This window comes from Cellulomonas xylanilytica (genome assembly GCF_007989805.1).
GTDB lineage: Bacteria > Actinomycetota > Actinomycetes > Actinomycetales > Cellulomonadaceae > Cellulomonas > Cellulomonas xylanilytica.
This window is the reverse complement of the sequence record NZ_BJUB01000001.1, coordinates 501548-527222: the sequence shown is the minus strand read 5'-3', so window position 1 is coordinate 527222 and position 25675 is coordinate 501548. Positions and strand designations below refer to the sequence as shown.

General features: G+C 71.5%; 26 protein-coding genes and 4 tRNA genes. 6 read left to right on the top strand and 24 right to left on the bottom strand.

Going from position 1 to position 25675, the window contains the following annotated elements; genetic code table 11:
• Positions 1-71: 71 nt before the first annotated feature.
• Positions 72-632 (top strand): hypothetical protein, encoded by a 561-nt coding sequence (locus CXY01_RS02315; protein ID WP_146925425.1) that lies wholly within the window; start codon positions 72-74, stop codon positions 630-632.
• 3 nt (positions 633-635) lie between these two features.
• Here CXY01_RS02315 and CXY01_RS02310 read toward each other — a convergent pair whose 3' ends face one another.
• The 10 genes from CXY01_RS02310 to pdxT form a co-directional block, all read right to left on the bottom strand.
• Positions 636-2957, bottom strand: a complete 2322-nt coding sequence (locus CXY01_RS02310) for a RelA/SpoT family protein (protein ID WP_146925424.1) — start codon at positions 2955-2957, stop codon at positions 636-638.
• An 80-nt stretch (positions 2958-3037) separates the two neighbouring features.
• Positions 3038-3628, bottom strand: coding sequence for an adenine phosphoribosyltransferase (locus tag CXY01_RS02305; RefSeq protein WP_146925423.1), 591 nt, complete (start codon positions 3626-3628; stop codon positions 3038-3040).
• Positions 3625-4716, bottom strand: a complete 1092-nt coding sequence (secF, locus tag CXY01_RS02300; protein ID WP_146925422.1) for a protein translocase subunit SecF — start codon at positions 4714-4716, stop codon at positions 3625-3627. Before secF ends, CXY01_RS02305 begins: the two co-directional genes overlap by 4 nt.
• The gene (secD, locus tag CXY01_RS02295) at positions 4716-6575 is read right to left on the bottom strand and encodes a protein translocase subunit SecD (protein ID WP_246124945.1); all 1860 of its coding nucleotides are present in this window, start codon (positions 6573-6575) and stop codon (positions 4716-4718) included. The genes secF and secD overlap by 1 nt, the downstream gene beginning before the upstream one ends.
• A 130-nt stretch (positions 6576-6705) precedes the next feature.
• Positions 6706-7128 carry a preprotein translocase subunit YajC gene (gene yajC / locus CXY01_RS02290; protein ID WP_146925420.1) on the bottom strand — a complete coding sequence of 141 codons (423 nt, stop codon included), beginning with the start codon at positions 7126-7128 and terminating at the stop codon, positions 6706-6708.
• Positions 7129-7231: 103 nt separating this feature from the next.
• Positions 7232-8290: a Holliday junction branch migration DNA helicase RuvB gene (ruvB, locus tag CXY01_RS02285; protein ID WP_146925419.1), complete on the bottom strand. Its 1059-nt coding sequence runs from the start codon at positions 8288-8290 to the stop codon at positions 7232-7234.
• Positions 8283-8894 (bottom strand): Holliday junction branch migration protein RuvA, encoded by a 612-nt coding sequence (gene ruvA, locus CXY01_RS02280; protein WP_146925418.1) that lies wholly within the window; start codon positions 8892-8894, stop codon positions 8283-8285. Before ruvA ends, ruvB begins: the two co-directional genes overlap by 8 nt.
• Positions 8895-8977: 83 nt before the next feature.
• Complete coding sequence (gene ruvC, locus CXY01_RS02275) at positions 8978-9544, bottom strand: crossover junction endodeoxyribonuclease RuvC (protein ID WP_146925417.1); 567 nt, start codon at positions 9542-9544, stop codon at positions 8978-8980.
• A 111-nt stretch (positions 9545-9655) separates the two neighbouring features.
• Positions 9656-10411 carry a YebC/PmpR family DNA-binding transcriptional regulator gene (locus CXY01_RS02270; RefSeq protein ID WP_146925416.1) on the bottom strand — a complete coding sequence of 252 codons (756 nt, stop codon included), beginning with the start codon at positions 10409-10411 and terminating at the stop codon, positions 9656-9658.
• A 54-nt stretch (positions 10412-10465) separates the two neighbouring features.
• Complete coding sequence (gene pdxT / locus CXY01_RS02265; RefSeq protein WP_146925415.1) at positions 10466-11065, bottom strand: pyridoxal 5'-phosphate synthase glutaminase subunit PdxT; 600 nt, start codon at positions 11063-11065, stop codon at positions 10466-10468.
• A 115-nt stretch (positions 11066-11180) separates the two neighbouring features.
• On the opposite strand from pdxT, the gene kynU reads away from it, so the two are divergent.
• The gene (gene kynU / locus CXY01_RS02260) at positions 11181-12413 is read left to right on the top strand and encodes a kynureninase (protein ID WP_146925414.1); all 1233 of its coding nucleotides are present in this window, start codon (positions 11181-11183) and stop codon (positions 12411-12413) included.
• A 1-nt stretch (position 12414) separates the two neighbouring features.
• Here the strand turns inward: kynU and CXY01_RS02255 are convergent, their stop codons facing one another.
• The 9 genes from CXY01_RS02255 to CXY01_RS02215 all read right to left on the bottom strand — a co-directional run bounded on the left by CXY01_RS02255 (position 12415) and on the right by CXY01_RS02215 (position 20304).
• The gene (locus tag CXY01_RS02255) at positions 12415-13056 is read right to left on the bottom strand and encodes an NUDIX hydrolase (RefSeq protein ID WP_186813264.1); all 642 of its coding nucleotides are present in this window, start codon (positions 13054-13056) and stop codon (positions 12415-12417) included.
• Positions 13053-13976: a pyridoxal 5'-phosphate synthase lyase subunit PdxS gene (gene pdxS / locus CXY01_RS02250; RefSeq protein WP_146925412.1), complete on the bottom strand. Its 924-nt coding sequence runs from the start codon at positions 13974-13976 to the stop codon at positions 13053-13055. Before pdxS ends, CXY01_RS02255 begins: the two co-directional genes overlap by 4 nt.
• Before the next feature lie 99 nt (positions 13977-14075).
• Positions 14076-14732, bottom strand: a complete 657-nt coding sequence (locus CXY01_RS02245; protein ID WP_146925411.1) for a hypothetical protein — start codon at positions 14730-14732, stop codon at positions 14076-14078.
• Positions 14729-15955 (bottom strand): glycosyltransferase family 4 protein, encoded by a 1227-nt coding sequence (locus tag CXY01_RS02240; protein WP_146925410.1) that lies wholly within the window; start codon positions 15953-15955, stop codon positions 14729-14731. The genes CXY01_RS02245 and CXY01_RS02240 overlap by 4 nt, the downstream gene beginning before the upstream one ends.
• A complete protein-coding gene (locus CXY01_RS02235; protein WP_146925409.1) occupies positions 15952-16914 on the bottom strand; it encodes a phosphatidylinositol mannoside acyltransferase in 963 nt (320 codons plus the stop codon). Before CXY01_RS02235 ends, CXY01_RS02240 begins: the two co-directional genes overlap by 4 nt.
• The gene (pgsA, locus tag CXY01_RS02230; RefSeq protein ID WP_146925408.1) at positions 16911-17525 is read right to left on the bottom strand and encodes a phosphatidylinositol phosphate synthase; all 615 of its coding nucleotides are present in this window, start codon (positions 17523-17525) and stop codon (positions 16911-16913) included. Before pgsA ends, CXY01_RS02235 begins: the two co-directional genes overlap by 4 nt.
• A gap of 7 nt (positions 17526-17532) precedes the next feature.
• Entirely contained in the window at positions 17533-18087 is a 555-nt protein-coding gene (locus CXY01_RS02225; RefSeq protein WP_146925407.1) for an HIT family protein, read from the bottom strand.
• Positions 18087-20099 (bottom strand): threonine--tRNA ligase, encoded by a 2013-nt coding sequence (thrS, locus tag CXY01_RS02220; RefSeq protein ID WP_146925406.1) that lies wholly within the window; start codon positions 20097-20099, stop codon positions 18087-18089. Before thrS ends, CXY01_RS02225 begins: the two co-directional genes overlap by 1 nt.
• Before the next feature lie 132 nt (positions 20100-20231).
• Positions 20232-20304: transfer RNA gene (locus tag CXY01_RS02215), tRNA-Val, on the bottom strand.
• A 299-nt stretch (positions 20305-20603) separates the two neighbouring features.
• On the opposite strand from CXY01_RS02215, the gene CXY01_RS02210 reads away from it, so the two are divergent.
• Positions 20604-21032, top strand: a complete 429-nt coding sequence (locus tag CXY01_RS02210; protein ID WP_146925405.1) for an SsgA family sporulation/cell division regulator — start codon at positions 20604-20606, stop codon at positions 21030-21032.
• Between the two features lie 51 nt (positions 21033-21083).
• Here the strand turns inward: CXY01_RS02210 and CXY01_RS02205 are convergent, their stop codons facing one another.
• Both CXY01_RS02205 and CXY01_RS02200 read right to left on the bottom strand, forming a co-directional pair.
• Positions 21084-21947 (bottom strand): aminotransferase class IV, encoded by an 864-nt coding sequence (locus CXY01_RS02205; RefSeq protein ID WP_146925404.1) that lies wholly within the window; start codon positions 21945-21947, stop codon positions 21084-21086.
• 4 nt (positions 21948-21951) lie between these two features.
• The gene (locus CXY01_RS02200) at positions 21952-23019 is read right to left on the bottom strand and encodes a chorismate-binding protein (protein ID WP_246124944.1); all 1068 of its coding nucleotides are present in this window, start codon (positions 23017-23019) and stop codon (positions 21952-21954) included.
• Positions 23020-23187: 168 nt separating this feature from the next.
• On the opposite strand from CXY01_RS02200, the gene CXY01_RS02195 reads away from it, so the two are divergent.
• The 3 genes from CXY01_RS02195 to CXY01_RS02185 all read left to right on the top strand — a co-directional run bounded on the left by CXY01_RS02195 (position 23188) and on the right by CXY01_RS02185 (position 23493).
• A tRNA-Gly gene (locus tag CXY01_RS02195) sits at positions 23188-23259 on the top strand.
• Between the two features lie 55 nt (positions 23260-23314).
• Positions 23315-23385: transfer RNA gene (locus CXY01_RS02190), tRNA-Cys, on the top strand.
• Between the two features lie 33 nt (positions 23386-23418).
• Positions 23419-23493 (top strand) — tRNA-Val (locus tag CXY01_RS02185).
• 189 nt (positions 23494-23682) lie between these two features.
• Here CXY01_RS02185 and CXY01_RS02180 read toward each other — a convergent pair.
• From CXY01_RS02180 to CXY01_RS21415, 3 genes are all read right to left on the bottom strand, one after another.
• The gene (locus CXY01_RS02180; RefSeq protein WP_146925402.1) at positions 23683-24909 is read right to left on the bottom strand and encodes a tyrosine-type recombinase/integrase; all 1227 of its coding nucleotides are present in this window, start codon (positions 24907-24909) and stop codon (positions 23683-23685) included.
• 54 nt (positions 24910-24963) lie between these two features.
• Entirely contained in the window at positions 24964-25209 is a 246-nt protein-coding gene (locus tag CXY01_RS02175; RefSeq protein WP_246124943.1) for a helix-turn-helix domain-containing protein, read from the bottom strand.
• Positions 25210-25454: 245 nt separating this feature from the next.
• Positions 25455-25583: a zinc finger domain-containing protein gene (locus CXY01_RS21415; RefSeq protein ID WP_443092697.1), complete on the bottom strand. Its 129-nt coding sequence runs from the start codon at positions 25581-25583 to the stop codon at positions 25455-25457.
• Between the last annotated feature and the right edge of the window lie 92 nt (positions 25584-25675).

Below are 25675 nucleotides of genomic sequence, written 5' to 3'. Positions count from 1 at the left end.
CGGGGGCCTCGTTCGTCCACAGATCCGCACGCGTCGCCCTGAGCCGCCCGTCCGGCCGCCATGCTGCTGCCGTGAGCACCCGTCTCGACGCGTACCGCACTCCTGTCCCCAATCTGCCCCGCACGGTCAGCCGGGACGACGTCGGCGCCGCCGCCTGGTTCGGCCTGCTGCGCGACGGGGTCGTCCGCGTCGTCTGGGGTGACGTGGCCATCGCGGCAGACCTGTCCGACACACCGGAGGTGCGTGCGACCGCGCTGGCTGCGCTGGTCCCCGCCCGGGGTGTCATCGGGCGCGGCACCGCCGCGTGGGTGCACACCGGCCGGTACCCGCCGGTGCGGGTCGAGGTGCTCGTCAGGACGGGCGAGCGACGGACGGACCCGCATCCCGCACGCGTCGCGGCGGAGGCGACCCTGCCGCCGTCGGACGTCGTGCGCGTCGGGGTGCACCGCGCCACGTCCGTCCAGCGCACCGGGATCGACGTCGCCCGGATGCTGCCCCAGGTCGACGCCGTGCCCACGCTGCGCGCGCTGCTGGACGTCGGGTTCGAGCCCACCCACGCCCTGGACCGTCTCGCCGACCTGCGGGGCCACCGCGGCATCCGCCGGGCGTACTCCACCCTGCAGGACCTGTGAGCGTCAGGCGCGGATCGCCGGCTCCTCAGCCGCCTTGGCCCCGGTGATCCGGTAGACGTCGAACACACCCTCCACCTTGCGCACGGCGGCGAGCACCGACGCGAGGTGGGACGGCTCCGCCATCTCGAAGACGAACCGCGACAGGGCCACGCGGTCGCGCGAGGTCGAGACGGACGCCGAGAGGATGTTGACGTGCGAGTCGGACAGCACCCGCGTCACGTCCGAGAGCAGGCGGCTCCGGTCGAGGGCCTCGACCTGGATCTGCACCAGGAACAGGGACGTGCTGTTGTGGCTCCACGCGACATCGACCATGCGCTCGGGCTCGGAGCGCAGGCTCGTCACGTTGATGCAGTCGCTGCGGTGCACGCTCACGCCCGCACCACGCGTCACGAAGCCCACGATGTCGTCGCCGGGCACCGGGGTGCAGCACTTGGCCAGCTTGACCCAGATGTCGTCGACGCCCTTGACCACGACGCCCGGGTCCCCGGTGCGGACCCGCCGCTGCGTCTGACCGGGCCGGGCGACCTCCGCGAGGTCCTCCTCGGCCGCCGGCTCCCCGCCCATCGACTGCACGAGCCGCTGCACGACCGTGCCGGCGGACACCTGTCCCTCGCCGATCGCCGCGTAGAGCGCGGAGACGTCGGCGTAGCGCATCTCGTTGGCCAGGGCCACGAGCGACTCGTGCGACAGGAGGCGCTGGATCGGCAGGTTCTGCTTGCGCATCGCCTTGGCGATGGCGTCCTTGCCGTGCTCGATCGCTTCCTCGCGGCGCTCCTTGGAGAACCACTGGCGGATCTTGTTGCGCGCACGTGGGCTCTTGACGAAGCCGAGCCAGTCGCGCGACGGCCCCGCCGTCTCGGACTTCGACGTGAACACGTCGACCACGTCGCCGTTCTCGAGCGAGGAGTCCAGCGGCACCAGCCGACCGTTGACGCGCGCGCCCATGGTCCGGTGGCCGACCTCGGTGTGCACCGCGTACGCGAAGTCGACGGGCGTCGAGCCGGACGGCAGCCCGATGACGTCGCCCTTCGGCGTGAAGACGTAGACCTCGGAGCCGGCGATCTCGAAGCGCAACGAGTCGAGGAACTCGCTGGGGTCGGCGGTCTCCTTCTGCCAGTCGACCAGCTGACGCAGCCACTGCATGTCGTTGCCGGCGGAGTCCTTGTCCGTCGTGGCGTTCTTCGCGCTCTCCTTGTACTTCCAGTGCGCGGCGACGCCGTACTCGGCCCGACGGTGCATGTCGTGCGTGCGGATCTGGATCTCGACCGGCTTGCCGCCAGGCCCGATGACCGTCGTGTGCAACGACTGGTACAGGTTGAACTTGGGCATCGCGATGTAGTCCTTGAACCGCCCCGGCACGGGGTTCCACCGCGCGTGCAGCGCGCCGAGCGCCGCGTAGCAGTCCCGCACCGAGTCGACCAGGACACGGACGCCGACCAGGTCGTAGATGTCCGCGAAGTCGCGGCCGCGCACGATCATCTTCTGGTAGATGGAGTAGTAGTGCTTCGGCCGGCCGGTCACCGTCGCGCGGATCTTGGCCTTGCCCAGGTCCGCGCCGACCTGCTCGCGGACCGTCGCCAGGTACTCCTCACGTGCCGGCGCGCGCTCGGCCACGAGGTGCACGATCTCGTCGTAGACCTTGGGGTAGAGGGTCGCGAACGACAGGTCCTCCAGCTCCCACTTGATCGTGTTCATGCCGAGCCGGTGGGCCAGCGGGGCGTAGATCTCGAGCGTCTCGCGCGCCTTCTTCTCCGCGGAGGCCGCCGCGACGAACTTCCACGTGCGAGCGTTGTGCAGGCGGTCGGCGAGCTTGATGACGAGCACCCGGATGTCCCGCGACATCGCGACGACCATCTTGCGGACGGTCTCGGCCTGCGCGGCGTCGCCGTACGTGACCTTGTCCAGCTTGGTCACGCCGTCGACCAGCATCGCGATCTCGGGGCCGAACTCCCGCCGCAGCTGGTCGAGCGAGTAGTCGGTGTCCTCGACGGTGTCGTGCAGCAGCGCGGCAGCGAGCGTCGACGGCGTCATGCCGAGCTCGGCCAGGATCGTCGCGACGGCGACGGGGTGCGTGATGTACGGGTCGCCGCTCTTGCGCAGCTGGCCCCGGTGGGCCTTCTCCGCCACCACGTACGCCTGCTCGACGACGGCGAGGTCGGCCTTCGGGTGGTTGGTGCGCGCTGCCTGCAGGACGGGCTCGATCGCCGGGAACGCGGCCCCGCTGCGGGCACCGAAGCGGCCCAGGCGCGAGCGCATGCGGCTCGACGGGGAGTCGCTCTGCGCGGGCGGGAGGCCGGTGTCAGGCACGCGGACGTCTTCGCTCATCACACCCCCTCCCACGGTCGAGGCGACAGTCTACGACCGTGGGAGGAGTGCGACGTGCACGGGGGTGACGGCCGGGCTGGTCAGGGCACTGCGAGCAGGACGTCGATCGGGTGCCCGCCCAGCAGGTCACGCCCACGCAGCGCCTCGAGCTCCACGAGGAACGAGAGACCGACGACCTCGGCGCCACACCGCTGCAGCAGCGCCACCGTCGCGGCAGCGGTGCCGCCCGTCGCCAGCACGTCGTCGATCACGAGGACGCGCGCGCCGGCGGGGACCGTCGCAGGGTGGATCTCGATCGTCGCCGTGCCGTACTCCAGCTCGTAGGACTGCGCCGCGGTCGGACCGGGGAGCTTGCCCGCCTTGCGCACCGGCAGCACGCCGGCGCCGAGCGCGACCGCGACGGGAGCGGCGAGCAGGAACCCACGTGCCTCCATCCCGGCGACGAGGTCGACGGGACCGTCGACGCGACCGGCAATCTCGGCGATGACGTCGGCGAAGGCCGCGGGGTCCGCGAGCAGCGGCATGATGTCGCGGAACAGGATCCCCGGCTTGGGGTAGTCGGGCACGAGCCGGACGAGCTCGTCGATGCGCCGCAGGAGGTCCGCACGCGCCGCGGGGGCGCCCGTGGGCACCCCCGCCGCGCTGTCCGGAACGCTCTCCGGAACCGTCATCGCTTGCGCTTCGGCTGCGCCGCGATCCCCTGGTGGGCGCCCGGCTTGAGCGCACCGACCGCGACACGGAGGTCCTCGCCCGGGGCCGGCTCGGCCTCGCCGCCGGCTGCACGCGCCGCACGGGCCTCCAGGACCCGCTTCGTGTGCTCGCGGATCGCGGGCTCACGCTCGCGCAGCGCCACCTCGAACGGGGTCGCCAGGAAGACCGACGAGAACGTGCCGATGAGCATGCCCACGAACAGGGCGAGCGCGATGTCGCGCAGCGTGCCTGCACCGAGGAGGAACGCCCCGACGAACAGGATCGCGCTGACCGGCAGCAGCGCGACCACGGACGTGTTGATCGAGCGGACCAGCGTCTGGTTGACGGCGAGGTTGGCCTTCTCGCCGTACGTGTAGCGCGACTGCTGGAGCGTGTCCGCGGTGTTCTCCCGCACCTTGTCGAACACGACGACGGTGTCGTAGATGGAGTACCCGAGGATCGTCAGGAAGCCGATGACCGTCGCCGGCGTGACCTCCCAGCCGATCGCCGCGTAGACGCCGACCGTGATGATGAGGTCGTGGAACAGCGCGATCAGCGCCGCGGCGGCCATCCGCCAGTTCCGGAAGTAGATCGTCATGACGATCGTGACGAAGAGCAGGAAGACCAGGATCCCGGTGATGGCCTTCTGCGAGATGTCGGCACCCCACGACGGCCCGATGAACGAGCTGGTGACGCTGGTGACCGGCACGTCGTAGGCCTCGGCGAGGGCGGTCTTGACCTCGGTGACCTCGTCGTTGGTGAGCGTCGACGTCTGGATGCGCAGCGCGTTGGCGCCCACCGTCGTGACCTTCGGCTGCTCCTCCGGGGCGATCTCGACGACCGTGTCGATCGCGATCTGCTGCGACGTGTCGGAGACGTCCGACACGACGAACTCGGAGCCGCCACGGAACTCGATGCCGGGGTTGAGCCCGGGCTTGACCAGGAAGATGGCCGACAGGATCACGAGGACCGTCGAGATCGTGAACCAGATCTTGCGGCGGCCGACGATGTCGTAGGACCGGCGGCCGGTGTAGAGGTCGTTGCCCCACTGGGCGAATCCGGCGGCCATCAGTGCTCGTTCCCCTCGGTGCGCCCAGACTCGGGCTCGGACTCGGACGTGGGTGCGTCGACCGGGGCGTCCGACGTCGTCGCCTTCTGCTCCGCGGCGCGCGCGGCCGCCCGACGCTCGGCGATGGTCAGCCCGGCGGTGCCCCCGCCGACGGCGACCGGCACACGTGGTGTCGGCTCGTCCTCGACGACAGCGTCTTCCACGGGCGCGTCGTCGACCCCCGAGGGTCGAGGGCCGTGCACGACGCGGCCACGGCCCACGTAGCGCGCGCTGCCCTCGGGAGCACCGAGACGCCGGGGGTCCAGCCCCGAGAGCCGGTGACCCTGCCCGAAGAACTTCGTGCGCGCGACCAGCTGCATGACCGGGTGCGTGAACATGAAGACCACGAGCACGTCGATCAGGGTGGTCAGACCGAGGGTGAACGCGAAGCCTCGGACGCTGCCGACCGCGAGGACGTAGAGCACGATCGCGGCGAGGAAGTTCACCGCGTCGGACGCCAGGATGGTCCGGCGGGCGCGCTCCCAGCCACGGTCGACGGCAGCGACCAGCGTGCGGCCCTCCCGCAGCTCGTCGCGGATGCGTTCGAAGTAGACGATGAACGAGTCGGCGGTGATACCGATGGCGACGATCAGACCGGCGACGCCAGGCAGGGACAGCCGGTAGCCCTGGAGCCAGGACAGCAGCGTGATCACGCTGTACGTGAGGAGTCCCGCGACGACCAGCGAGGCGACGGTCACCAGGCCGAGGGCGCGGTACTGCAGCAGCGAGTACACGACGACCAGACCGAGCCCGATGAGCCCTGCGAGCAGGCCCATCTGGAGCTGCTCGGACCCGAGGGTGGCCGAGATCTGCTCCTGGCTCTCGACGGTGAACGTGAGCGGGAGCGAGCCGAAGTTGAGCTGGTTGGCGAGGCTGGCCGCGGACTCACGGGTGAACGTGCCGGAGATCTCCGCCTTGCCGTCCGCGATGATCACGCCGGAGGCGAGGCTGGGGGCGGAGATCACCAGGCCGTCGAGCACCATCGCGAACTGGTTCAGCGGCGGTGTCGCGGCGAGTCCCTGCAGACGCGTGGTCACGTCGGTGAACGCCGTGGTGCCGGGGCCGTCGAACGCGATGTTGACGACCCACAGGTTGCCCTGACCACCGCTGGGCAGCTGGTTCAGGCCCGAGGTGGCGCTGGAGATCCGCGCCCCCTCGATCTCGACCGGACCGAGGATGTACTTCGCGCTGCCGTCCTGGCCGCACGTGACGAAGGCCTTGTCCGGGTCCCCGTTGGTGCCACCGGTGAGGTTGGCGGGGTCCGTGCAGTCCAGGGCGTCGAACTCCGCCTGGACGGCGGGGGTGATGTAGTACGCGGTGTCGCTCGGGTTGTCCGGCGCCGCCTTGGTGGGCTCGTCCGACGGCTCCTCGGCCGCCACGGTGGGCGTCGGGGTCGGGGCCGGTGCGGCAGGGTCCGTCGCGCCGGCCGACGCGGTCGGCTCCGGCGTCGGCGTGGTGTCCGTGGGCGTGGGGTTCCCGATCGCGAGCACCGGCCGGAACGCCATCTGCGCGGAGGTCTTGACGAGGTCGAGAGTCTCCTCGCTCGGGTTGCCCGGCAGCGCCACGACGATCTTCCCGCCGCTCTGGCTCGTGATCTCGGCCTCGGCGACCCCCGAGGAGTCGACGCGCTGGCGGATGACGTCGATCGCCTGCTGGATCTGCGCCGACGACACCTCCTCACCGCTGTCCGCGACCGGCGTCAGGATGATCTGCGTGCCGCCCTCGAGGTCGAGAGCGAGGTTCGGCGTCCACGTGGCGGTGGACCACTTGGTCCCCGCCGCGATGGTGCCGAGCAGCGCGAAGATGATGAAGCCGAGCACGACCAGCGTGCGGACGGGCCTCTGACGGCGTGTAGGAGGAGCCAACGGAGTTTCTTCTCTCGTGCGCGCACCGGCCGCGCAGGCGGCCGGTGGGGTCGAGGTCCGGGCGTCGTCACCCGGACCGAACGGTCTACTTGGTGTCCGGCTCCCCGTCCTTGCGGGCGGGCGGCAGCGAGGACAGGTCGTCCGGGACGTCGATCACGTCGTCGTTCGCGCGGCTGATGCGGTCGGCATCGGTCACCACCTCGTCCTGCTCGTCGAGCTCGTCGTCGACGTCATCCTCGACGTCGTCGACCTCGTCGACCGGCGGGTCGATCTTCTTCGCGATCGCGGCCCGGATCCAGCGCGTGTGCGCGCCAGGGCTCGACTCGAGCGTGATGACGTCGTCCTCGACGGTCACGACCGTGCCCAGCAGACCCGACGCTGTCATGACCTCGTCGCCGGGGACGAGGTTGTTCCGGAACTCCTGCGCCGCGCGCTGCTGCTTGCGGGTGCGGCTGGACATGAGCCAGAGAGCGCCCAGGGCGATGGCCAGGATGAGGATGAGTTCCACAGCGGTACGGCTCCGATCGGGTGGTGTGTCCGCCGCAGTCTAGGCGCAGCGGCTCGCCGCTCCAACGCACAGGGTCCGGTCCTGGTTCCGCGATGTGGGCGGATCAGCCGAAGAGCGTGCCCGAGGGGTGCGGAACCTCGAGGCCGAGGTGCGTCCAGGCAGCCGGGAGCGCGACGCGACCACGGGGTGTGCGGCCGACCAGGCCCTCGCGGACGAGGAACGGCTCGGCGACCGTCTCGACGGTCTCGGGCTCCTCGCCGACGGCCACCGCCAGCGTCGTCAGGCCCACCGGCCCGCCGCCGAACCGCGTGCACAGCGCCGTGAGGACCGCCCGGTCGAGACGGTCGAGGCCCAGCCCGTCGACCTCGTAGACGTCGAGCGCGGACCGTGCTGCGACGAGGCTCAACGTGCCGTCGCCGCGTACCTCCGCCCAGTCCCGCACGCGCCTGAGCAGGCGGTTCGCGATGCGGGGGGTGCCCCGGGACCGGGACGCCAGCTCGGCCGCGGCCGCGGGATCCAACGGCACGCCGAGGAGTCCCGCCGACCGCACGAGCACCCGCTCGAGCTCGTCGGCCGCGTAGAAGTCCAGGTGCGCGGTGAACCCGAAGCGGTCGCGCAGCGGTGCCGGGAGCAGTCCGGCGCGGGTGGTCGCCCCGACGACCGTGAACGGCGGCAGCGTCAGCGGGATCGCGCTGGCACCCGCGCCCTTGCCGACGATCACGTCCACCCGGAAGTCCTCCATCGCCATGTAGAGGAGCTCCTCGGCCGGGCGCGCCAGGCGGTGGATCTCGTCGAGGAAGAGGACCTCGCCCTCCTCGAGCGACGACAGGACCGCGGCCAGGTCGCCCGCATGCTGGATGGCGGGGCCGCTGGTGACCCGCAGCGGGGCGCCCATCTCGGCCGCGATGATCATCGCGAGGGTGGTCTTGCCCAGCCCCGGCGGACCTGAGAGCAGCACGTGGTCGGGCGCCTTGCCCCGGTTTCGTGCGGCGTCGAGCACCAGGGAGAGCTGGTCGCGCACCACGCGCTGACCCACGAACTCCTCGAGCCTGCGCGGACGCAGCGCGGCCTCGGCGGCACGCTCCAGGTCGTCGGCTCCCGACTGGACCAGCGACTCGGCAGCGAACCGCTCGGTCACCAGCTCCTCGTGCTCGTCAGCCATGCCCGCCGCCCAGGGTCCGCAGGGCTGCGCGGAGCACCCCGGCGACCTCGTCGGCGGCCACCGGCCCCTCGGTCCCCTCCAGGACGGTCGACACGGCGTCGCCCGCCGCCCGCGCGTTCCAGCCGAGACCGACGAGGGCCTCGACCACCTGGTCGCGCCGGTCGCCGCCGAAGACGGCCGCGGCGGGCGCCGTCACGCTGGCGGGCGCACCGATCCGGTCCTTGAGCTCCAGCACGATCCGCTGCGCACCCTTGAGGCCGATGCCGGGGACCCGCTGCAGCGCCTTGAAGTCCTCGTCGAGCACCGCGCGACGCAAGCCGTCCGGCGTGTGCACCGCGAGCATGGCCAGCGCCAGCCGTGGGCCGACGCCGCTGACCGTCTGGACGGTCTCGAAGATCTCGCGCTCGTCCGCGTCGGCGAACCCGAACAGGGTCAGCGCGTCCTCCCGGACGACCAGCGACGTGGCCAGCTGCGCGGTGGACCCCACCCGCAGCCCCGCCAGCGTGGCCGGCGTGGCGTGCACCAGCAGGCCCACTCCCCCGACCTCCACCACGGCGGCGTCGAGCCGCACCACCTGCACCGTGCCGTGGACCGACGCGATCACCGGCCACCTCCATCAGTCGAGAACGGGTCTGCTGCCGGACACTCTGGCACACGCAGACGAACAGGTGTACGAAGACACGCGGTTCAGCCGCGGCGCCGGGCCGCCTGCTCGGCGGTGGCCCAGGCGCGCTGCGCGGCCGTCAGCGACCCCGGTGCGCGCTGGGGGGTGCCGAGCGCTCCCGCCGGACGCCATAGATGGCACACCGCGAGGGCGAGGGCGTCGGCTGCGTCGGCCGGCCGCGGCAGCACGTCGAGCCGCAGCAGTCGCTGGACCATCGTCTGGACCTGCGCCTTGTCCGCCCGGCCGTTCCCGGTGACCGCCGCCTTGACCTCGCTGGGCGTGTGCAGCGCGACGGGGATCCGACGACGGGCGGCGGCGACCATGGCGATCCCCGCGACCTGCGCGGTCCCCATGACGGTGCGCAGGTTCTGCTGCGCGAACACCCGCTCGACCGCCACCGCGTCGGGGGCGTGCTCCTCGAGCCACTCCTCGATCTGCCGCTCGATCGACAGCAGCCGCTGGTCCACGTCCCACAGCGCGTCGGACGTGGCGACACCGACCGCGACCATGGCGAGCTGCCGCGACGGCAGCCCGTCGACGACGCCGAGGCCGCACCTGGTCAGGCCGGGGTCGACTCCGAGGACGCGCACGCCGTCATGGTCGCAGCCCGACGGGCGCGATCCCGGGAGGCCACGCCCGGCACGACGGAGGGGCCGCCGAGTGACGCTCCGCGCGCCCCTCGACCTCCGCTGCGCTTCGGCTCAGTCCTCCTCGAGCTCCGCCATGACCTCGTCGGACGCGTCGAAGTTCGCGTAGACGTTCTGCACGTCGTCGGAGTCCTCGAGCGCGTCGATGAGGCGCAGGATCTTGCGTGCACCCTCGGCGTCGACCTCGATCTGCGTGGCGGGCCAGAAGACGACGTCGGCCGAGTCGTACTCGATGCCGGCGGTCTGCAGCGCGGTCCGGACGGGGACCAGGTCCGTGGCCTCGGACAGGATCTCGAACGCCTCGCCGAGGTCGTTGACCTCCTCGCCGCCGGCGTCCAGGACCGCCTCCATCACGGCGTCCTCGTCGGTGCCGTCCTTGGGCACGATGACGACGCCCTTGCGGGAGAACAGGTAGGAGACCGAGCCGGGGTCGGCCATCTGGCCGCCGTTGCGCGTGAAAGCGACCCTCACGTCGGACGCGGCACGGTTGCGGTTGTCGGTGAGGCACTCGACCAGCACCGCGATCCCGCCGGCGCCGTAGCCCTCGTACATGATCGTCGAGTAGTCGGCGCCGCCGGCCTCCTGGCCGGAGCCGCGCTTGACCGCGCGGTTGATGTTGTCGATGGGGACCGAGTTCTTCTTGGCCTTCTGGACCGCGTCGAAGAGCGTCGGGTTGCCCGCGAGGTCACCGCCGCCGGTGCGGGCTGCGACCTCGATGTTCTTGATCAGCTTGGCGAAGAGCTTGCTCCGCTTGGCGTCGACCACGGCCTTCTTGTGCTTGGTGGTGGCCCACTTGGAGTGACCCGACATCGCTTCAGCTACCCCTTCGTCTCCTGTGGCACGCGCCGGCTGCTGCCCCGGCGGTCACAGGCTCTCGCGGACGATCTCTACGAACAGTTGGTGCACCCGGGTGTCTCCGGTGACCTCCGGGTGGAACGAGGTCACGAGCAACGGCCCCTGGCGGACCGCCACGATCCTACCGGCGGCCGGACCGGACTCCACCCGGGCCAGCACCGTCGCGCCCGGGCCGACCTCCTCGACCCACGGCGCCCGGATGAAGACCCCGTGGACGGAGCCGTCGACGCCGGCGATGTCGAGGTCGGTCTCGAACGACTCGACCTGGCGCCCGAACGCGTTGCGGCGCACCGTGACGTCCACGCCGCCGAGCGTCTGCTGGCCCTCGATGCCGCCGAGCACCCGGTCGGCCAGCAGGATCATCCCAGCGCACGACCCGTAGGCGGGCAGGCCGGACCGCAGCCGCTGCTGGACCGGCTCGAACAGCTCGAACGCCCGCAGGAGCTTGTCGATCGTCGTCGACTCGCCGCCGGGGATCACCAGGGCGTCGACGGCGTCGAGCTCCCGCTGGCGGCGCACCGGCACGGCCCGGGCACCCACGGACTCCAGGGCGTGCACGTGCTCACGCACGTCTCCTTGCAGGGCGAGCACTCCGACGGTCACGGTCACGACGGGCGATTCTAGGCGGGGCTCGGACCCGGCCGGCGCCGCGACCACGGGCCGGGACCCCGGGCACGCGCGGTGGCTGCCCGCCGCAGACGGTGGCGACGTAGGCTCGCGGCTCGTGACCTTCGACGAGCTCGACGCCCGCGCGGCGACCCTCGACGCCGCGCACGCCGCGACCGACCTGCGCGAGCGGTTCCTGCTGCCGCCGGGAACGGTCTACCTCGACGGGAACTCCCTCGGCGCGCTCCCCCGGTCCGTGCCCGCCGCCGTGCGGGACGCGGTCGAGCAGCAGTGGGGGCACGACCTCGTCGCGTCCTGGAACACGCACGGGTGGTGGGACGCGCCGGTGCGCGTGGGGGACGCGATCGGTCGGCTCGTCGGCGCGGCACCGGGGCAGGTGGTGGTGGGCGACTCGACGAGCGTGCGCCTGCACCAGTCCCTGCACGCCGCAGCCGCCCTGCGCCCCGGTCGGTCCGTCGTCCTCACGGAACCCGGGTCGTTCCCCACGGACCAGTACGTCATCGCGGGCGTGGCGGACCAGGTCGGGTGGCGGGTCGAGCACGCCACGCCGGCGGAGCTCGCCGCGCGGCTGACCCCGGACGTCGCGGTGGTCGTCCTGTCCCACGTGGACTACCGCACCGGCGAGCTGCTCGACCTGCCGGGCATCACGGCCGCGGCCCACGACGCCGGCGCCCTCGTCCTCTGGGACCTGTGCCACTCGGCCGGCGCGGTGCCGGTGGGTCTCGACGAGCACCACGTGGACCTCGCGGTGGGGTGCGGGTACAAGTACCTCAACGGCGGACCCGGCGCACCGGCGTACGGTTACGTCGCCGCTCGCCACCAGGACGCGTTCGTCAACGTGGTCCCCGGGTGGCACGGGCACGCGCAGCCGTTCGCGATGGCCGACGACTACGTCGGCGCCCCCGGGATCTCGCGCGCCCGGATCGGGACGCCGCCGATGCTGTCGCTGCTCGCTCTCGAGGCGGCGCTGCAGGCGTTCGACGGCGTGGAGATCGGCGACGTCCGCGCCCGGTCCCTGAGCCTGACCCGGTTCCTGCGCGACGCGATCGCCGACGTCGTGCCGGGGTCCGCGTTCGCCTCACCGGAGGCGGACGAGCGCCGAGGGTCGCAGGTCGCCCTGCGGCACCCGGACGCCTACGGGATCGTGCAGGCGCTCGCGGCCCGCGGGGTGGTCGGCGACTTCCGGACGCCCGACGTCGTCCGGCTCGGCGTCGCCGCGCCGTACCTGACGCACACGGACCTGGTCACGGCCGTCCGGGCCCTGCACGAGGTGCTCGAGCGCGGCGAGCACCGCGACCCGGCCTGGACGACGCGCAACGCCGTCACCTGAGCTACTCGCGGACGAGACCGAGGTGCCGCGTCTCGCCATCCCACACGGGCAGCAGGCCGCGGACCAGGTCGACGAGACGCTCGGGGAACACCTCGATGTCCACGGTGTCGAGGTCGTCCAGCGACCACCAGCGCAGCTCGTCGATGACGTTGTGCTCGAGCTCGGTCCAGCCGGCCCGGTCGACCGTGCCGAACGCCGAGGCCGGCACCCGCGCGAGGTAGAGGATCTCGTCCTGCCGGCAGTGCTCGGCGAAGAAATCGAAGATCGCCGACCTGGTGAACACCGGCCCGACCAGGTCGGCCGCGGCGAGCTGGATGCCGGTCTCCTCGCGGACCTCGCGCACGGCCGCCGAGAGAGAGTCCTCGCCGTCGTCGATGCCGCCGCCGACGGTGAACCACCAGCTGCGGTCAGGCTGGTCGACGTCGTGGCCACGGATGAGCAGCACCCGGTCGTCCTCGTCGAGCAGGATGACGCGCGCGGCCTCCCGGAACAGCAGGCCGTCGTCGCCCCGTCGCCACTCCGGCCCGAGCCCGTGCACCGGGCCGCCGCCGTGCGCGCTCGACCGGGACGGGACGTCGGCAGCGACGGCGAAGGCCGCGGACGACTCGTCCGCGGCCTCCGACGTGACGGGGTCCTGGGTCACCAGCCGCGCTCGGCGAGGCGGTGCGGCTCCGGGACGTCCTCGACGTTGATGCCGACCATGGCCTCACCCAGTCCGCGCGAGACCTTGGCGATGACGTCCGGGTCGTCGTAGAACGTGGTCGCCTTGACGATCGCGGCGGCGCGCTCGGCCGGGTTGCCCGACTTGAAGATGCCGGAGCCGACGAACACGCCCTCGGCGCCGAGCTGCATCATCATCGCCGCGTCGGCCGGGGTCGCGATGCCGCCCGCGGTGAACAGGACGACGGGGAGCTTGCCCGCGAGGGCGACCTCCTTGACCAGGTCGTACGGGGCCTGCAGCTCCTTGGCGGCGACGAACAGCTCGTCCTCCGGGAGCGAGGTGAGGCGGCGGATCTGGTCACGCAGCGTGCGCATGTGCGTCGTCGCGTTGGAGACGTCGCCCGTGCCGGCCTCGCCCTTGGAGCGGATCATCGCCGCGCCCTCGGTGATGCGGCGCAGGGCCTCGCCCAGGTTGGTCGCACCGCAGACGAAGGGGACCGTGAAGGCCCACTTGTCGATGTGGTGCTCGTAGTCGGCGGGGGTCAGCACCTCGGACTCGTCGACGTAGTCGACACCGAGGGACTGGAGCACCTGCGCCTCGACGAAGTGGCCGATGCGCGCCTTCGCCATGACGGGGATGGAGACGGCCTCGATGATGCCGTCGATCAGGTCGGGGTCGCTCATGCGCGCCACGCCGCCCTGGGCCCGGATGTCGGCCGGGACGCGCTCGAGCGCCATCACGGCGACCGCGCCGGCGTCCTCGGCGATCTTCGCCTGCTCAGCGTTGACGACGTCCATGATGACGCCGCCCTTGAGCATCTCGGCCATCCCCCGCTTCACGCGGGCGGTGCCGATGACGCCGGCGTGCGTCGCGGTGGTGGGCTGGCTGTTCTCGCTGGTCACGTCGAGCCTCGCAGATCCTCGTACGGTGTGGGGTCGGCCGCCTCGACGGCCTGGTCGGTCAATCGTAGTCCGTCGCGGACGTGGTCCCGGGCCCCCGTCTCAGGCGGGAGGGGCGCTCTCGACCGGTCCACGGCGGGTCCCGGGGCGTCCGAGGTTCTCCGGCCACGCGTCGTCGAGCTCGAGGCTCCGGGGCTCCGGGGCGTGCCCGGCCAGGCGCAGCAGGCGGACCAGCCGTCCGCGTCGTGCGCGCGACGTCTGCGCGACGGCCTCGTTGTGGAACCGGCGTGCCAGCTGGGCCCGGTACCAGGACGACGCGAGCAGGTCCACGAGCTCGTCACCCGCCGGGTCCGCGCGCAGGGCGGCCACCTCGTCGGGATCGTCGAGCGCCTCGCGCAGCGTCGCCGACAGCTCGCTCTCGATCCCGCCGCGGTCGACCGCCAGCAGGGCGGCCCCGCCCACGGGCAGCTCGTCGGGTCCGACGAGCGCGAGCAGGTCGGCAGGGAGCTCGTCCGTGCCCGTCGACAACGCGGCCCAGGCAGCCTCACCGACGAGCACCGAGCTCACCGGGTCCAGCAGGCCGGAGGTGGCCAGCTCGGCCGCCACCGTCGCGCGGCGCACCAGCTGCGCGTCGAGGACCGCCCGGGACGTACCGACCTTGCGGTGCAGGCGGTCGAGGCGCGACGCCGCGACCCACACCCACCACAGTGCCAGCGCGAGCACGATGGTCACGTAGACGGTGATCTCCGACCACCTCATCGGGACTCACCCCGGCCCCTGCGCAGCTCCAGCAGCCGCGCCCCGCGCACCGACGACGGGTCCTCGCGCACCGGCGCGTCCCGACCGGCCACGACCATCTCGTAGACGGCGAGCACCTGGTCGGTCACGGTCGCCCAGTCGTACTGGCGCACGACCTCGAGCGCGTGCTCCGAGACCCGTGCCCGCAGGTCGGCGTCGTGCAGGACGCGGACCAGCGTCGCGGCGAGGTCCGCGCTGTCGCCGGTCCGGAACAGGACCCCGGCGGCGCCCTCGTCCAGGACGCGCGAGAACGCCCCGAGGTCGCTGGCGACGACGGTCGCGCCGGCGCTCATCGCCTCGACCAGCACGATGCCGAAGCTCTCCCCGCCGGTCTGCGGTCCGCAGTACACGTCGACCGACGCCAGCAGGTTCGCCTTGTCCTCGTCGGAGATCCCGCCGAGGAACTCGACGGCGGCTGCCGCCTCGTCGCCCAGCAGCTCGCGGACCTCGTCCGGACCGGTCTCCCCACGTCCCGCGACGAGGAAGCGCGCGCCGGGGATCTCGGCGAGCACGCGCGGCACCGCCTCGAGCAGCACGGGGAGCCCCTTGCGCGCCTCGTCGAGCCGGCCCAGGAACGCGATGGTGGGGCGCTCGGGCGTCCCCGTCCAGCGCGGGTCGGACGTCGCGGCCGTGAACTGGTCGACGTAGACGCCGTTGGGGATGACGACCGCGTCGCCGCCCATGTGCTCCACGAGCGTGCGCCGGGCGTCCTCGGAGACGGCGATCCGGGCAGAGATCTTCTCCAGCGACTGCCGCACCAGCGGGTACGCCATCTGCAGCGGGCGCGAGCGGATGAGCGCGGTGTGGAACGTCGCCACGATGGGCCCGTCGGCGATCCAGAGCGCCAGCATGCCGAGGCTCGGTGTGACCGGCTCGTGCAGGTGCAGGACGTCGAACTCCCCCGCGGCGAGCCACTTGCGCACGCGTGCCGCCGTCACCGGGCCGAACGTCATGCGGGCGACGGCACCGTTGTAGCGCACGGGGATCGCACGCCCGGCCGCCGTCATGTACTCCGGTATGGGTGTGTCGTCGTCGGCCGGGGCGAGGACGGAGACGGTGTGGCCGCGCGCGATGAGCGCCTCGGCCAGGTCTCGCACGTGGAACTGGACCCCGCCGGGCACGTCGTAGGAGTACGGGCAGACGATGCCCACCCGGAGCGGACGCTCGGCACGGTCGGCGCTCACCCGGCGCTCCCCTGGGCCGCGAGGGTGGCGGCGTACCGCTCGGGGTCGAGGTCCTCGACGAACACCTTCTGCAGCATGTGCCAGTCCTGCGGGTGCTGCCGGACGCCGGCGGCGAACTCGTCGACCCACGCCTGCGTCATCGCGCGGACCCGGTCGGCGCGCGGCACGTCCGCCGGCATCTCGATGGCCTTATTGAACTGGATGACGATGCCCCACGGCGAGCCGGCCGCCCGCCGCTGGGCGCCCGTCAGCCTCTCGTAGGAGATGACGGTGGTCACCAACGCTGCACCGGTCGTGATCGCCAGCGCTGCCGGACCTGCGGCCACCCGTGCCCGGTGCCCGAACAGGTCCACCTCGAGGCCCTTGGACGTGAGGTCGCGGTCGGCGAGCAGCGGCAGGATCGCCGCTCCCTGGCGGGCGGCACGCACCAGTCCGCGGAAGACGTCTCCCCCGCCGGTGAGCGGGAAGATCGTGATCCCGATGCTCTCCCGGAACGCCAGGAACTCCTGGTACAGCTCCTCGGGCTCGAGCCGCTCCGCGACGGTGGTGACCGGTGCGATCTCGCGCGTGCACCACGCCCCGGCGAGGTCCCAGTTCCCCGTGTGCCCGAGCGCGAGGACGATGGGCTGGTCGTTGTCGGTGAAGACGCGGACGTTCTCGATGCCGACGACGCGCACGCGCGCGTCGATGCGTTCCTTGTCCATGCGCGCCAGGGCGAACGACTCCCCGAAGTAGCGCATGTAGGAGCGCATGCCCGCCCGGCTCAGCCGCCGCAGGGCGCGCGCGTCCAGCTCGGGCCGGACGCGGGCGAGATTCTTCTCGAGCTGGCGCACACCGCCCCCGCGGCGCAGCCACGCGACGTCCGCCGCGGCGCCGAACAGGGACCGCAGCACCGGGCCGGGCAGGCGGCCGGCCGTCTTCCAGGCGAAGGCGAAGGCTCGCGCGACGTCCACCCTCACTCGGCCACGCTCGCCATCGCCTGACGGTGCACCTTGCTCATGCGCTGCACGATCGTCACGGCCGACGCCACCGTGAGCAGCCCCAGGACGACCGTGAGGACCACGTCGGGGGCGCCGACGCCCACCGCGGCGGTGGCCACCAGGACGAGCGCCAGGCGGTCGGCCCGCTCGGCGATGCCGCCGGACGCGGTCATGCCGAGCCCCTCCGCGCGTGCCCGGGCGTACGGCACGATCGACCCGAGGACGAGGCACGCCAGCGCGAGGACCGCGCTCAGCCGGTCGTCGCCGCCCGCGGTGAACCACAGGACCAGACCGGCGAAGATCGCCCCGTCACCGAAGCGGTCGAGCGTCGAGTCGAGGAAGGCGCCCCACCGGCCGGACGTGCCGGCCTGCCGAGCCATCACGCCGTCGAGCGAGTCCGTCAGGACGAACACGGCGATGACGAGGGTGCCGAGCAGCAGGTGGCCGGTCGGGAACGCCCAGAGCGCGGTGACGACCACCACGAGCGTGCCGGTGATGGTCACCGCGTCCGGTGACACGCCCAGCCGCAGGAGGCCCTTGGCGATGGGCGTGAAGAAGCGCGTCATGGCGCCGCGCAGTCCGTTCAGCACGTGGCGATCATCCCTTCGGTGTGGTCGGCCACGCGGCCGCCAGGCGTGCCCGCGTGTCGCCCAGCAGCTCGGGGAGCGCTCGGCTGCGGGCGACGATGGGCAGGAAGTTCGAGTCGCCCGACCACCGCGGAACGACGTGCTGGTGGAGATGCGCCGCGATGCCGGCGCCGGCGACCTCGCCCTGGTTCATGCCCAGGTTGAAGCCCTGGGGCGCCGACACCTCGCGCACCACCTCCATGGCGGTGCGCGTGAGCGCCGCCACCTCGGCGACCTCCGGCTCCGTCAGCTCCGTGTAGTCGGCGACGTGCCGGTACGGGCACACCAGCAGGTGACCTGCGTTGTACGGGTAGAGGTTGAGCACGACGTACGCCACGGCACCGCGCGCGACGACCAGACCGTCCTCGTCGCTCAGCGTCGGGATGCGGCAGAACGGGCAGCCGTCGCCGGGCTCGCGGTCGACGGGCTTGTCCTGGCCACCGATGTACGCCATGCGGTGCGGGGTCCAGAGGCGCTGGAACCCGTCCGGGACGCCCGCGAGGTCGTCGGCGGACTCGGTGCCCATCAGACCTGCACGCGGTCGCGCACCGCCGAGACGATCCGCTCGATCGCCTCCGCCACGGGCACGCCGTTGTCCTGGCGCCCGTCGCGGTACCGGAACGAGACGGCGCCGGCGTCGGCGTCCTCACCCCCGGCGATGAGCACGAAGGGGATCTTCTGCGTGCTGGCGTTGCGGATCTTCTTGCCGAACCGGTCGTCGGACCGGTCCACCTCGGCCCGGATCCCCTGTGCCCGCAGCTGGCTCACCACGTCGTCGAGGTACCCCTCGAACGGCTCCGCGACGGGCACGGCGAGCACCTGCACCGGTGCCAGCCACGCGGGGAACGCCCCGGCGTAGTGCTCGGTGAGGACGGCGAAGAACCGCTCGATGGACCCGAAGAGCGCGCGGTGGATCATCACCGGGCGCTGCCGGGTGCCGTCCGGCGCGGTGTACTCGAGCTCGAACCGCTCCGGCAGGTTGAAGTCGAGCTGGATGGTCGACATCTGCCACGTGCGACCCAGCGCGTCCTTGGCCTGCACCGAGATCTTCGGGCCGTAGAACGCGGCGCCGCCCGGGTCGGGAACCAGGTCGAGGCCCGACGCCTCGGCCACCTGGCGCAGGGTCTCGGTCGCCTCGTCCCAGACCGCGTCGGAGCCGACGGACTTGTCCGGGTTCTTGGTGGACAGCTCCAGGTAGAAGTCGTCGAGGCCGTAGTCCTTGAGTAGGTCGAGGACGAAGGTCAGCAGGCTGGTCAGCTCGTCCTTCATCTGCTCGCGGGTGCAGTAGATGTGCGCGTCGTCCTGGGTGAACCCGCGCGCCCGGGTCATGCCGTGCACGACGCCCGACTTCTCGTACCGGTACACGGTGCCGAACTCGAAGAGCCGCAGCGGCAGCTCCCGGTACGACCGGCCCCGCGCCGCGAAGATCAGGTTGTGCATCGGGCAGTTCATCGGCTTGAGGTAGTAGTTCTGCCCCTGCTTGCGGATGTTGCCCTCGGCGTCGCGCTCCTCGTCCAGGGTCATCGGCGGGTACATGCCGTCGGCGTACCAGTCGAGGTGCCCCGAGATCTGGAAGAGCTGCTCCTTGGTGATGTGCGGGGTGTTGACGAACGAGTACCCCGCCTCGACGTGGCGGCGACGTGAGTAGTGCTCCATCTCCATGCGGATGATGCCGCCCTTGGGGTGGAACACGGCCAGCCCGGAGCCGATCTCCTCCGGGAAGGAGAACAGGTCGAGCTCGTTGCCGAGCTTGCGGTGGTCGCGGCGCTCCGCCTCGGCCACGCGCTCGAGGTAGGCGCGCAGCTCGTCCTTCGTCGGCCACGCGGTGCCGTACACGCGCTGGAGCTGCGGGTTCTTCTCCGAGCCACGCCAGTAGGCGGCAGCGGACCGGGTCAGCTGGAACGCGTTGCCCAGCACCCGGGTGCTGGGGACGTGCGGGCCGCGGCAGAGGTCCTGCCAGACGACCTGCTCGCTCTCGCGGCCGGCTCCCCGCACGTTCTGGTAGATGCTCAGCCCACCGAGACCGACCTCGACCGACGCGCCGTCGGCCGCCTGCGGGTCACCCTTGAGGCCGATGAGCTCGAGCTTGTACGGCTCGTCGCGCAGCTCGGCGCGGGCCTGCTCCTCGGTGACGTCCCAGCGACGGAAGGTCTGGCCCTCCTTGGCGATCCGGCCCATGACCTTCTCGATCGCCTTGAGGTCGTCGGGGGTGAACGGGGTGTCGACGTCGAAGTCGTAGTAGAAGCCGTCGGTGATCGGCGGCCCGATCCCGAGGCGTGCCTTCGGGTTGACCTCCTGCACGGCCTGCGCGAGCACGTGCGCGGCCGAGTGCCGCAGCACCGCCAGGCCGTCGGGCGAGTCGATGGTCACCGCCTCGACCACCGCACCGTCGTCGAGCGGCAGGTGCAGGTCGCGCAGCTCGCCGTCCACGCGGGCGACGACGACGTCGCGCCGGGAGGAGTACAGGTCGGTACCCGTCGTCCCCGGCTCCACCGTGGTCGCGATCCCGTCGACGGTGAGGGTGATGAGCTCGGGCACCGGTACAGCCTCCTTCGTGGCTGCTCGCCCTGGCGGCGAGCCCCTCGATGCTACCGGCGGGCTCGTCGGGCACCGGACCTCTTATGCACGACAGGAGGGGCCGGCCCGATGGGCCGACCCCTCCTGATCGAGTGGGCGATACCGGACTCGAACCGATGACCTCCTCGGTGTGAACGAGGCGCTCTACCAACTGAGCCAATCGCCCGTCGTGCGCGGAGCCGACGACCCGCAACACACCTGGTGCCGCGAATGACGACCACCCGCGGGTGACATCGAGGAGGATGCTACCCGGCTCGGGTCACAATTCCGAACCGGGCTCACGACCGTTCCCTGCAGGTCATCGCGCCGAAGTCAAGGGACCCGTGGTCGCCAGGATGGGTGCAGTCGCGTGTCGTCGACACTTCGGTGCGCGTCCCTCCGGGTGAACTCGGGCCTACTACCGGTCCAATCGGGCACCTGGCCTGCCATGATGGGACCTCCAGCCCTTGCGAACAGGAGGACCCGATGCCGAGCTCGACTTATGACGTCGTCGAGGTCGTCGCCATGCAGCTCATCGGATCCGACGCCAGCGTCATCCCCGTGAGTGCCGAGTTCTCCTTCAGGACTACTGATCCGTACACGGTGCGCGCGGTCTTCACCGGCCCGCACACCATGTCGACCTGGCTCATCGGCCGCGAGCTCCTCTCCCTGGGGATGCACGCGACGGCCGATGCCCCTGCCGGGACCGGTGACGTGCAGGTGTGGCGCGACGAAGACCCCGACTACACGCTCGTGTCGCTCAGCGGGGTCGAGGGCAGCGCACTGCTTGCCGCTCCCACGGAGCCGATCGAGCGCTTCCTCGCCGGAACCGAGGCACTCGTGCCCCTGGGCACGGAGAGCGACCGGATGGAAGGCGAGATCACGGCGCTCATCGCCGCTCTCCTGACCGCCTGACACTTCCTCACTGCGACCGGTTCCGCCTCGGGCGGGGCCGGTCGTCGTCTGTCACGGGTCGAGGTCGTCGGCCAGCCGTGCCTGGAAGAGCCGCTGCGCCTCCAGGGAGACCGGTCCGGCGTCGACGTCCACCCCGTCGAGGCTGACCACCGGCGAGACGTTCCGGATCGAGCCGCTCATCATCAGGTGGGCCGACCCGTCGGCGACGTCGTCGAGGACCTCGTACCGCAGCTCGCCCGGCGCGGCCTCGCGGACGGGAAGACCCGCGGCCGCCGACCACTCGAGCAGCAGCTCGCGGGTGATGCCGGCCAGGCACCCGCTGGAGAGCGGCGGTGTCACCAGCTCGCCGTCGCGCTCGACGAAGACGTTCGAGGCGGTGCCCTCGCAGAGCTCGCCGACCGTGTTGGCCAGCACGGCCTCGTCGGCACCGCGCCGGTACGCCTCCGAGACGGCCACGACGTTCTCCGCGTAGGACGTCGTCTTCAGTCCGGCCACCGACGAGCGCTCGTTGCGCACCCACGGCACGCGGATCACCCGGGAGACCTCGGACCGCGCGCCCGGCCCGGCGAGCACGAGGATGCTCTGGCGCTGCTCCTCGGGCGCGAAACGGTTGGACCCGAGCGGCCCCGGTCCGCCGGTGAGCGTGATCCGGAGGCGACCGACGTCCGGTCCGGCGTCGGCGAGCACCGCCGCGACGCCCTCACGGACCGCTGCCTCGTCGGGTGCGGCCAGTCCGATGCCCTCGGCCGACCGCTTCAGGCGGCGCAGGTGACGCGTCAGCGCGAACGCCGTCCCGTCGTACACCGCGCACGTCTCGAAGACACCGTCACCCACCGTGAGCCCGTGGTCGACACCGGACAGGAGAAGGTCCTCGGGACCGTGCAGACGACCGTTCGACCAGATCACGACACCCATCGGGTCAGTCTGTCATCGACTCGGCGGGCACACCGGACGCCAGGCCGACGAGCCGCGCCGCCTTCAGCTCGGTCTCGGCCCACTCCCCCTCGGGGTCGCTGCCCCACGTGATGCCCGCACCCGTACCGAAGCGCAGCACGTCGTCCGCCCACCAGAAGGTTCGGATGCCCACCGCGAGCTCGGCCCGCACGCTCCCGTCGGGAGCGACCTCGACCCATCCGACGGCCCCGCAGTAGGGACCGCGCGGGGACGTCTCCAACGAGGCGATGACGTCGAGCGCGGACGACTTCGGGGCACCCGACACCGACCCGGGCGGGTAGGTGGCGTCGAGCAGCCGCGCCCACAGGTCAGGGGCGGTCGCGACGTCGTCGGCCAGCACGCCCTGCACGGTGCTCACCAGGTGGACAAGACCAGGGTGACGTTCCTCACCCAGCAGGGTGGTCACCTCGACCGTGCCCGGCGCGCAGACCCGCTGCAGGTCGTTGCGGACGAGGTCAGTGATCATGACGTTCTCCGCGCGGTCCTTGTCCGTCATCGCGTCCGGGGTGGCGGCCGTCCCCTTGATCGGTCCGCTGGTGACGACGCCGTCCTCGACCCGCAGGAACAGCTCCGGCGACGCGGTGACCACCCACACCTCCCCCGGCACCTGCACCCCGCCGGCGTACGGCGCCGGGTTGCCCGCGCCCAGCAGCGCGCCGAGCGCCCGTGCGTCGGGCTCCCCGGGCAGCGGGGCGCTCAGCACCCGGCAGAGGTTGGCCTGGTAGACGTCCCCTTCCTGGATGTGGGCGCGCACGCGGCCGACCGCGGCGACGTACCGGGAGCGAACAAGCGAGGACCTCCACGACTCCGGCGGTGGGCCGTGCCAGTCCCCCGCGGGCGCAGGCTCCGCGGCCGCGACCTGCGCGAACCTCCACGCGCGGACGGTGCCCTCGAAGTCGCCGACGACCGCCCACCAGCCGGGTTGCCGGAGCCTCTCCGGCTGCGCCCGGACGTCCACGACCTCGACGACGCCGGTCGCCTCCACACCGGCGAACCATGCGACGCCACGCCGACTGACGGTCTGCTCGGGCACGCCCACACGCTACCCAGCACCGGCCCGCTCACCTGCGAGGTCCCCGGATCGGCACGAGAATCCGCGCGATCACCCGGGTGCCCGGAGCCAGTTGGACTCTCGCGGAGATCGTCAGTTAGAGTTCGGGACGCACACGGAACACCGGTGAAAGCCGGGGGGACGTGCTGTGCGGACGTGGCTCAGTGGTAGAGCATCACCTTGCCAAGGTGAGGGTCGCGGGTTCGAATCCCGTCGTCCGCTCGGAGGCAGACACTCCTGATCGGCTGACCGTAGCCGCTGAGGACTGCGGTCTCACGGTGGAGTGGCCGAGTGGCGAGGCAGCGGCCTGCAAAGCCGTATACGTGGGTTCGAATCCCATCTCCACCTCGTATCACGACAGCAGTACCCGTGGTTCACCATGGGCGATTGGCGCAGCGGTAGCGCGCTTCCCTGACACGGAAGAGGTCACTGGTTCGATCCCAGTATCGCCCACCAGCATTACCGCAGTTCAGAGGCCGTTTCGGAAGATTCCGAGGCGGCCTTTCTGCTTGCCAGAGGGGCAGATGTAGCAACCGGTGTAGCAACGGGTGTAGCAACGTCGCCCCGGAGCGCCTTCGTTGGGCGTGAATAGTTCTTCTAGCGCCCGCAATTCGATGCACTCGATCGTCCGGGCCGGGTTCAGGGCTAGTTGCCGGAGTCCCGTCGGACCAGGTCATCGACCGGTTGTGGGTCGATGAGCTGGGACAGCGCCTCCATGGCCGAGCGGGCGACCTCAGTGCTCACGTGACCGTAGACATCGCCCGTGATGCGGATGTCGGAATGACCGAGGAGCTCGGAGACGGCTTTGATGTGGATGCCGGCCTCGAGCATCGCGGTAGCTGCCGAGTGCCGCAGGGTGTGCACCGTCACGTTCGGGATCCCGGCTGCCGTGGAAGCCGTCGACAGCGCGCGCAGGACGTTGCGGGGGTCGAGCGGTCGGCCCGTCGGCGAGGTGAAGACGAAGTCGCTCTCCTGCCAGAGATTGCCGGCATGCTCGCGCTGCACGGCCTGGGCCTCCTGAACCTCGAGCAGCAGACGATGGACCGCGGGAGTCACCGGAAGCAAACGTCGGGACTTCGTTGTCTTCGGCGATGTCGGACCCCACTCGCCGTCGACTCGCGTCAGCGTCGCGCGGATGCGAATCACTCGCGCGCTCGGGTCGATGTCGGCCCATCGCAGCGCCAGAGCCTCGCCCTTGCGGACGCCCGTCTGCGCGATGAAGGACAGGACTGGCCCGTAGCGGGAGCCGGCGGCGGCACCGAGAAGTGCGGTGACTTCCAGCGTGGAGAGAAAGCGTGCTTCGTGGCGTTCAACGCCGGGCTGCTTCACGAGGGCAGCGGGGTTTCGGGCGATGTGGCCGTCGCGTACAGCACCGTCGAGGGCGAGACGAAGCACGGAGAAGATCCGCTGCACGGTCGCGTCGGACAGCGCGCGCTGGGTGTCGGAGCCCGGGCGCTGTCGGTGCGGGGCCTTGACCTTGGCTCGCAGGTGCAGGATCAGGGCCTCCACGTCGGCTGGCCGAACCTGGTCCAGGCGTCGTCGCCCGATGGGGGCAGTCACGAGGTGACCGTCGATCAGGTACCGGTAGAGGTCCTTCGTGGACTGCTTGCGCGCGCTGACCTCGAGGGTGGTCTCGCGCCAGGTTCGGAGCCAGTCCCCCACCAGGATGCTCGCGTCCTTCGGCGGCGCTCCCTCAGCTACGCGGTTGGTCGCTTCGCGCAGCTTCCTGCGCGCGTCTGCGCGCGTGCTGGCGTAGAAGGTCGTGCGCACGAGCTGCCCGGTCTCGGGATCACGCACCGAGAGCGCAGCAACGTACTTGCCGTCGGAGGCACGGCGATAGACCGAACCCTCGTTGTTGGCCCGCTTGGCCACGTCCGCACCTCCGCTCCGTGCATCCTCGCGGGAGGGTAGGTCTCCGGTGGTTGATCAGCGCAGACCGTCGTCGTTTCTGTGGAAAGGATCGGTCGTCCCGCCGCTTGTGGACGCGTCCCCCTGGCTCTCCGAGCGGAGCTTGTCGACGAAGGCCATCAACGCGTCCGCCGGCACCCGATGGAGCCGGCCGACGAACACCGACTCGACTTGTCCCGAGCCGAGGAGCTCGTACATCAGAGTCCGCCCGATTCCGAGCGCGGCGGCCGCCTCATTGACACTCAACAGGATCCGCGGTGTCACGGACTGGACGCGATCGCGCGAGCCGCGCTCACCTTCTGGTGCATCGCGTGGCGGAGTTCTCAGCGTTGGTGTGGACATTGGCTTCGCCCTTCGCGTTGGGAGGGCTCCACCGTCTGCCGCGCCGATAGACGGATCGATCACACCGTCTGCCACCAGGACTCGTCAGCGGAATGTCTAGCATTCGCCTGTACCGAAACGGAGACCGGTCCGCACGATGACAGAAGATCGACGAGTCTCGCGTGACCTCAGCCCTTGTTCGCGGCCGCCTTGACTCGCCGGCCGTGAGGGTCGCGCTTGACGCGGTCGCCAGTTCGGCAGGACTTACCGCGCGCTGCGCCGCAGCGTGGGCACTCGACATCCAGCGGCTTGCTCATGGCGAGATCGTGCACGACGCGGGCCGCGACACGCCAGGACGCCATCAGGCTGCTTCGCCTTCGCTGACGCGCCGGATACCCAAGTGAGTGGC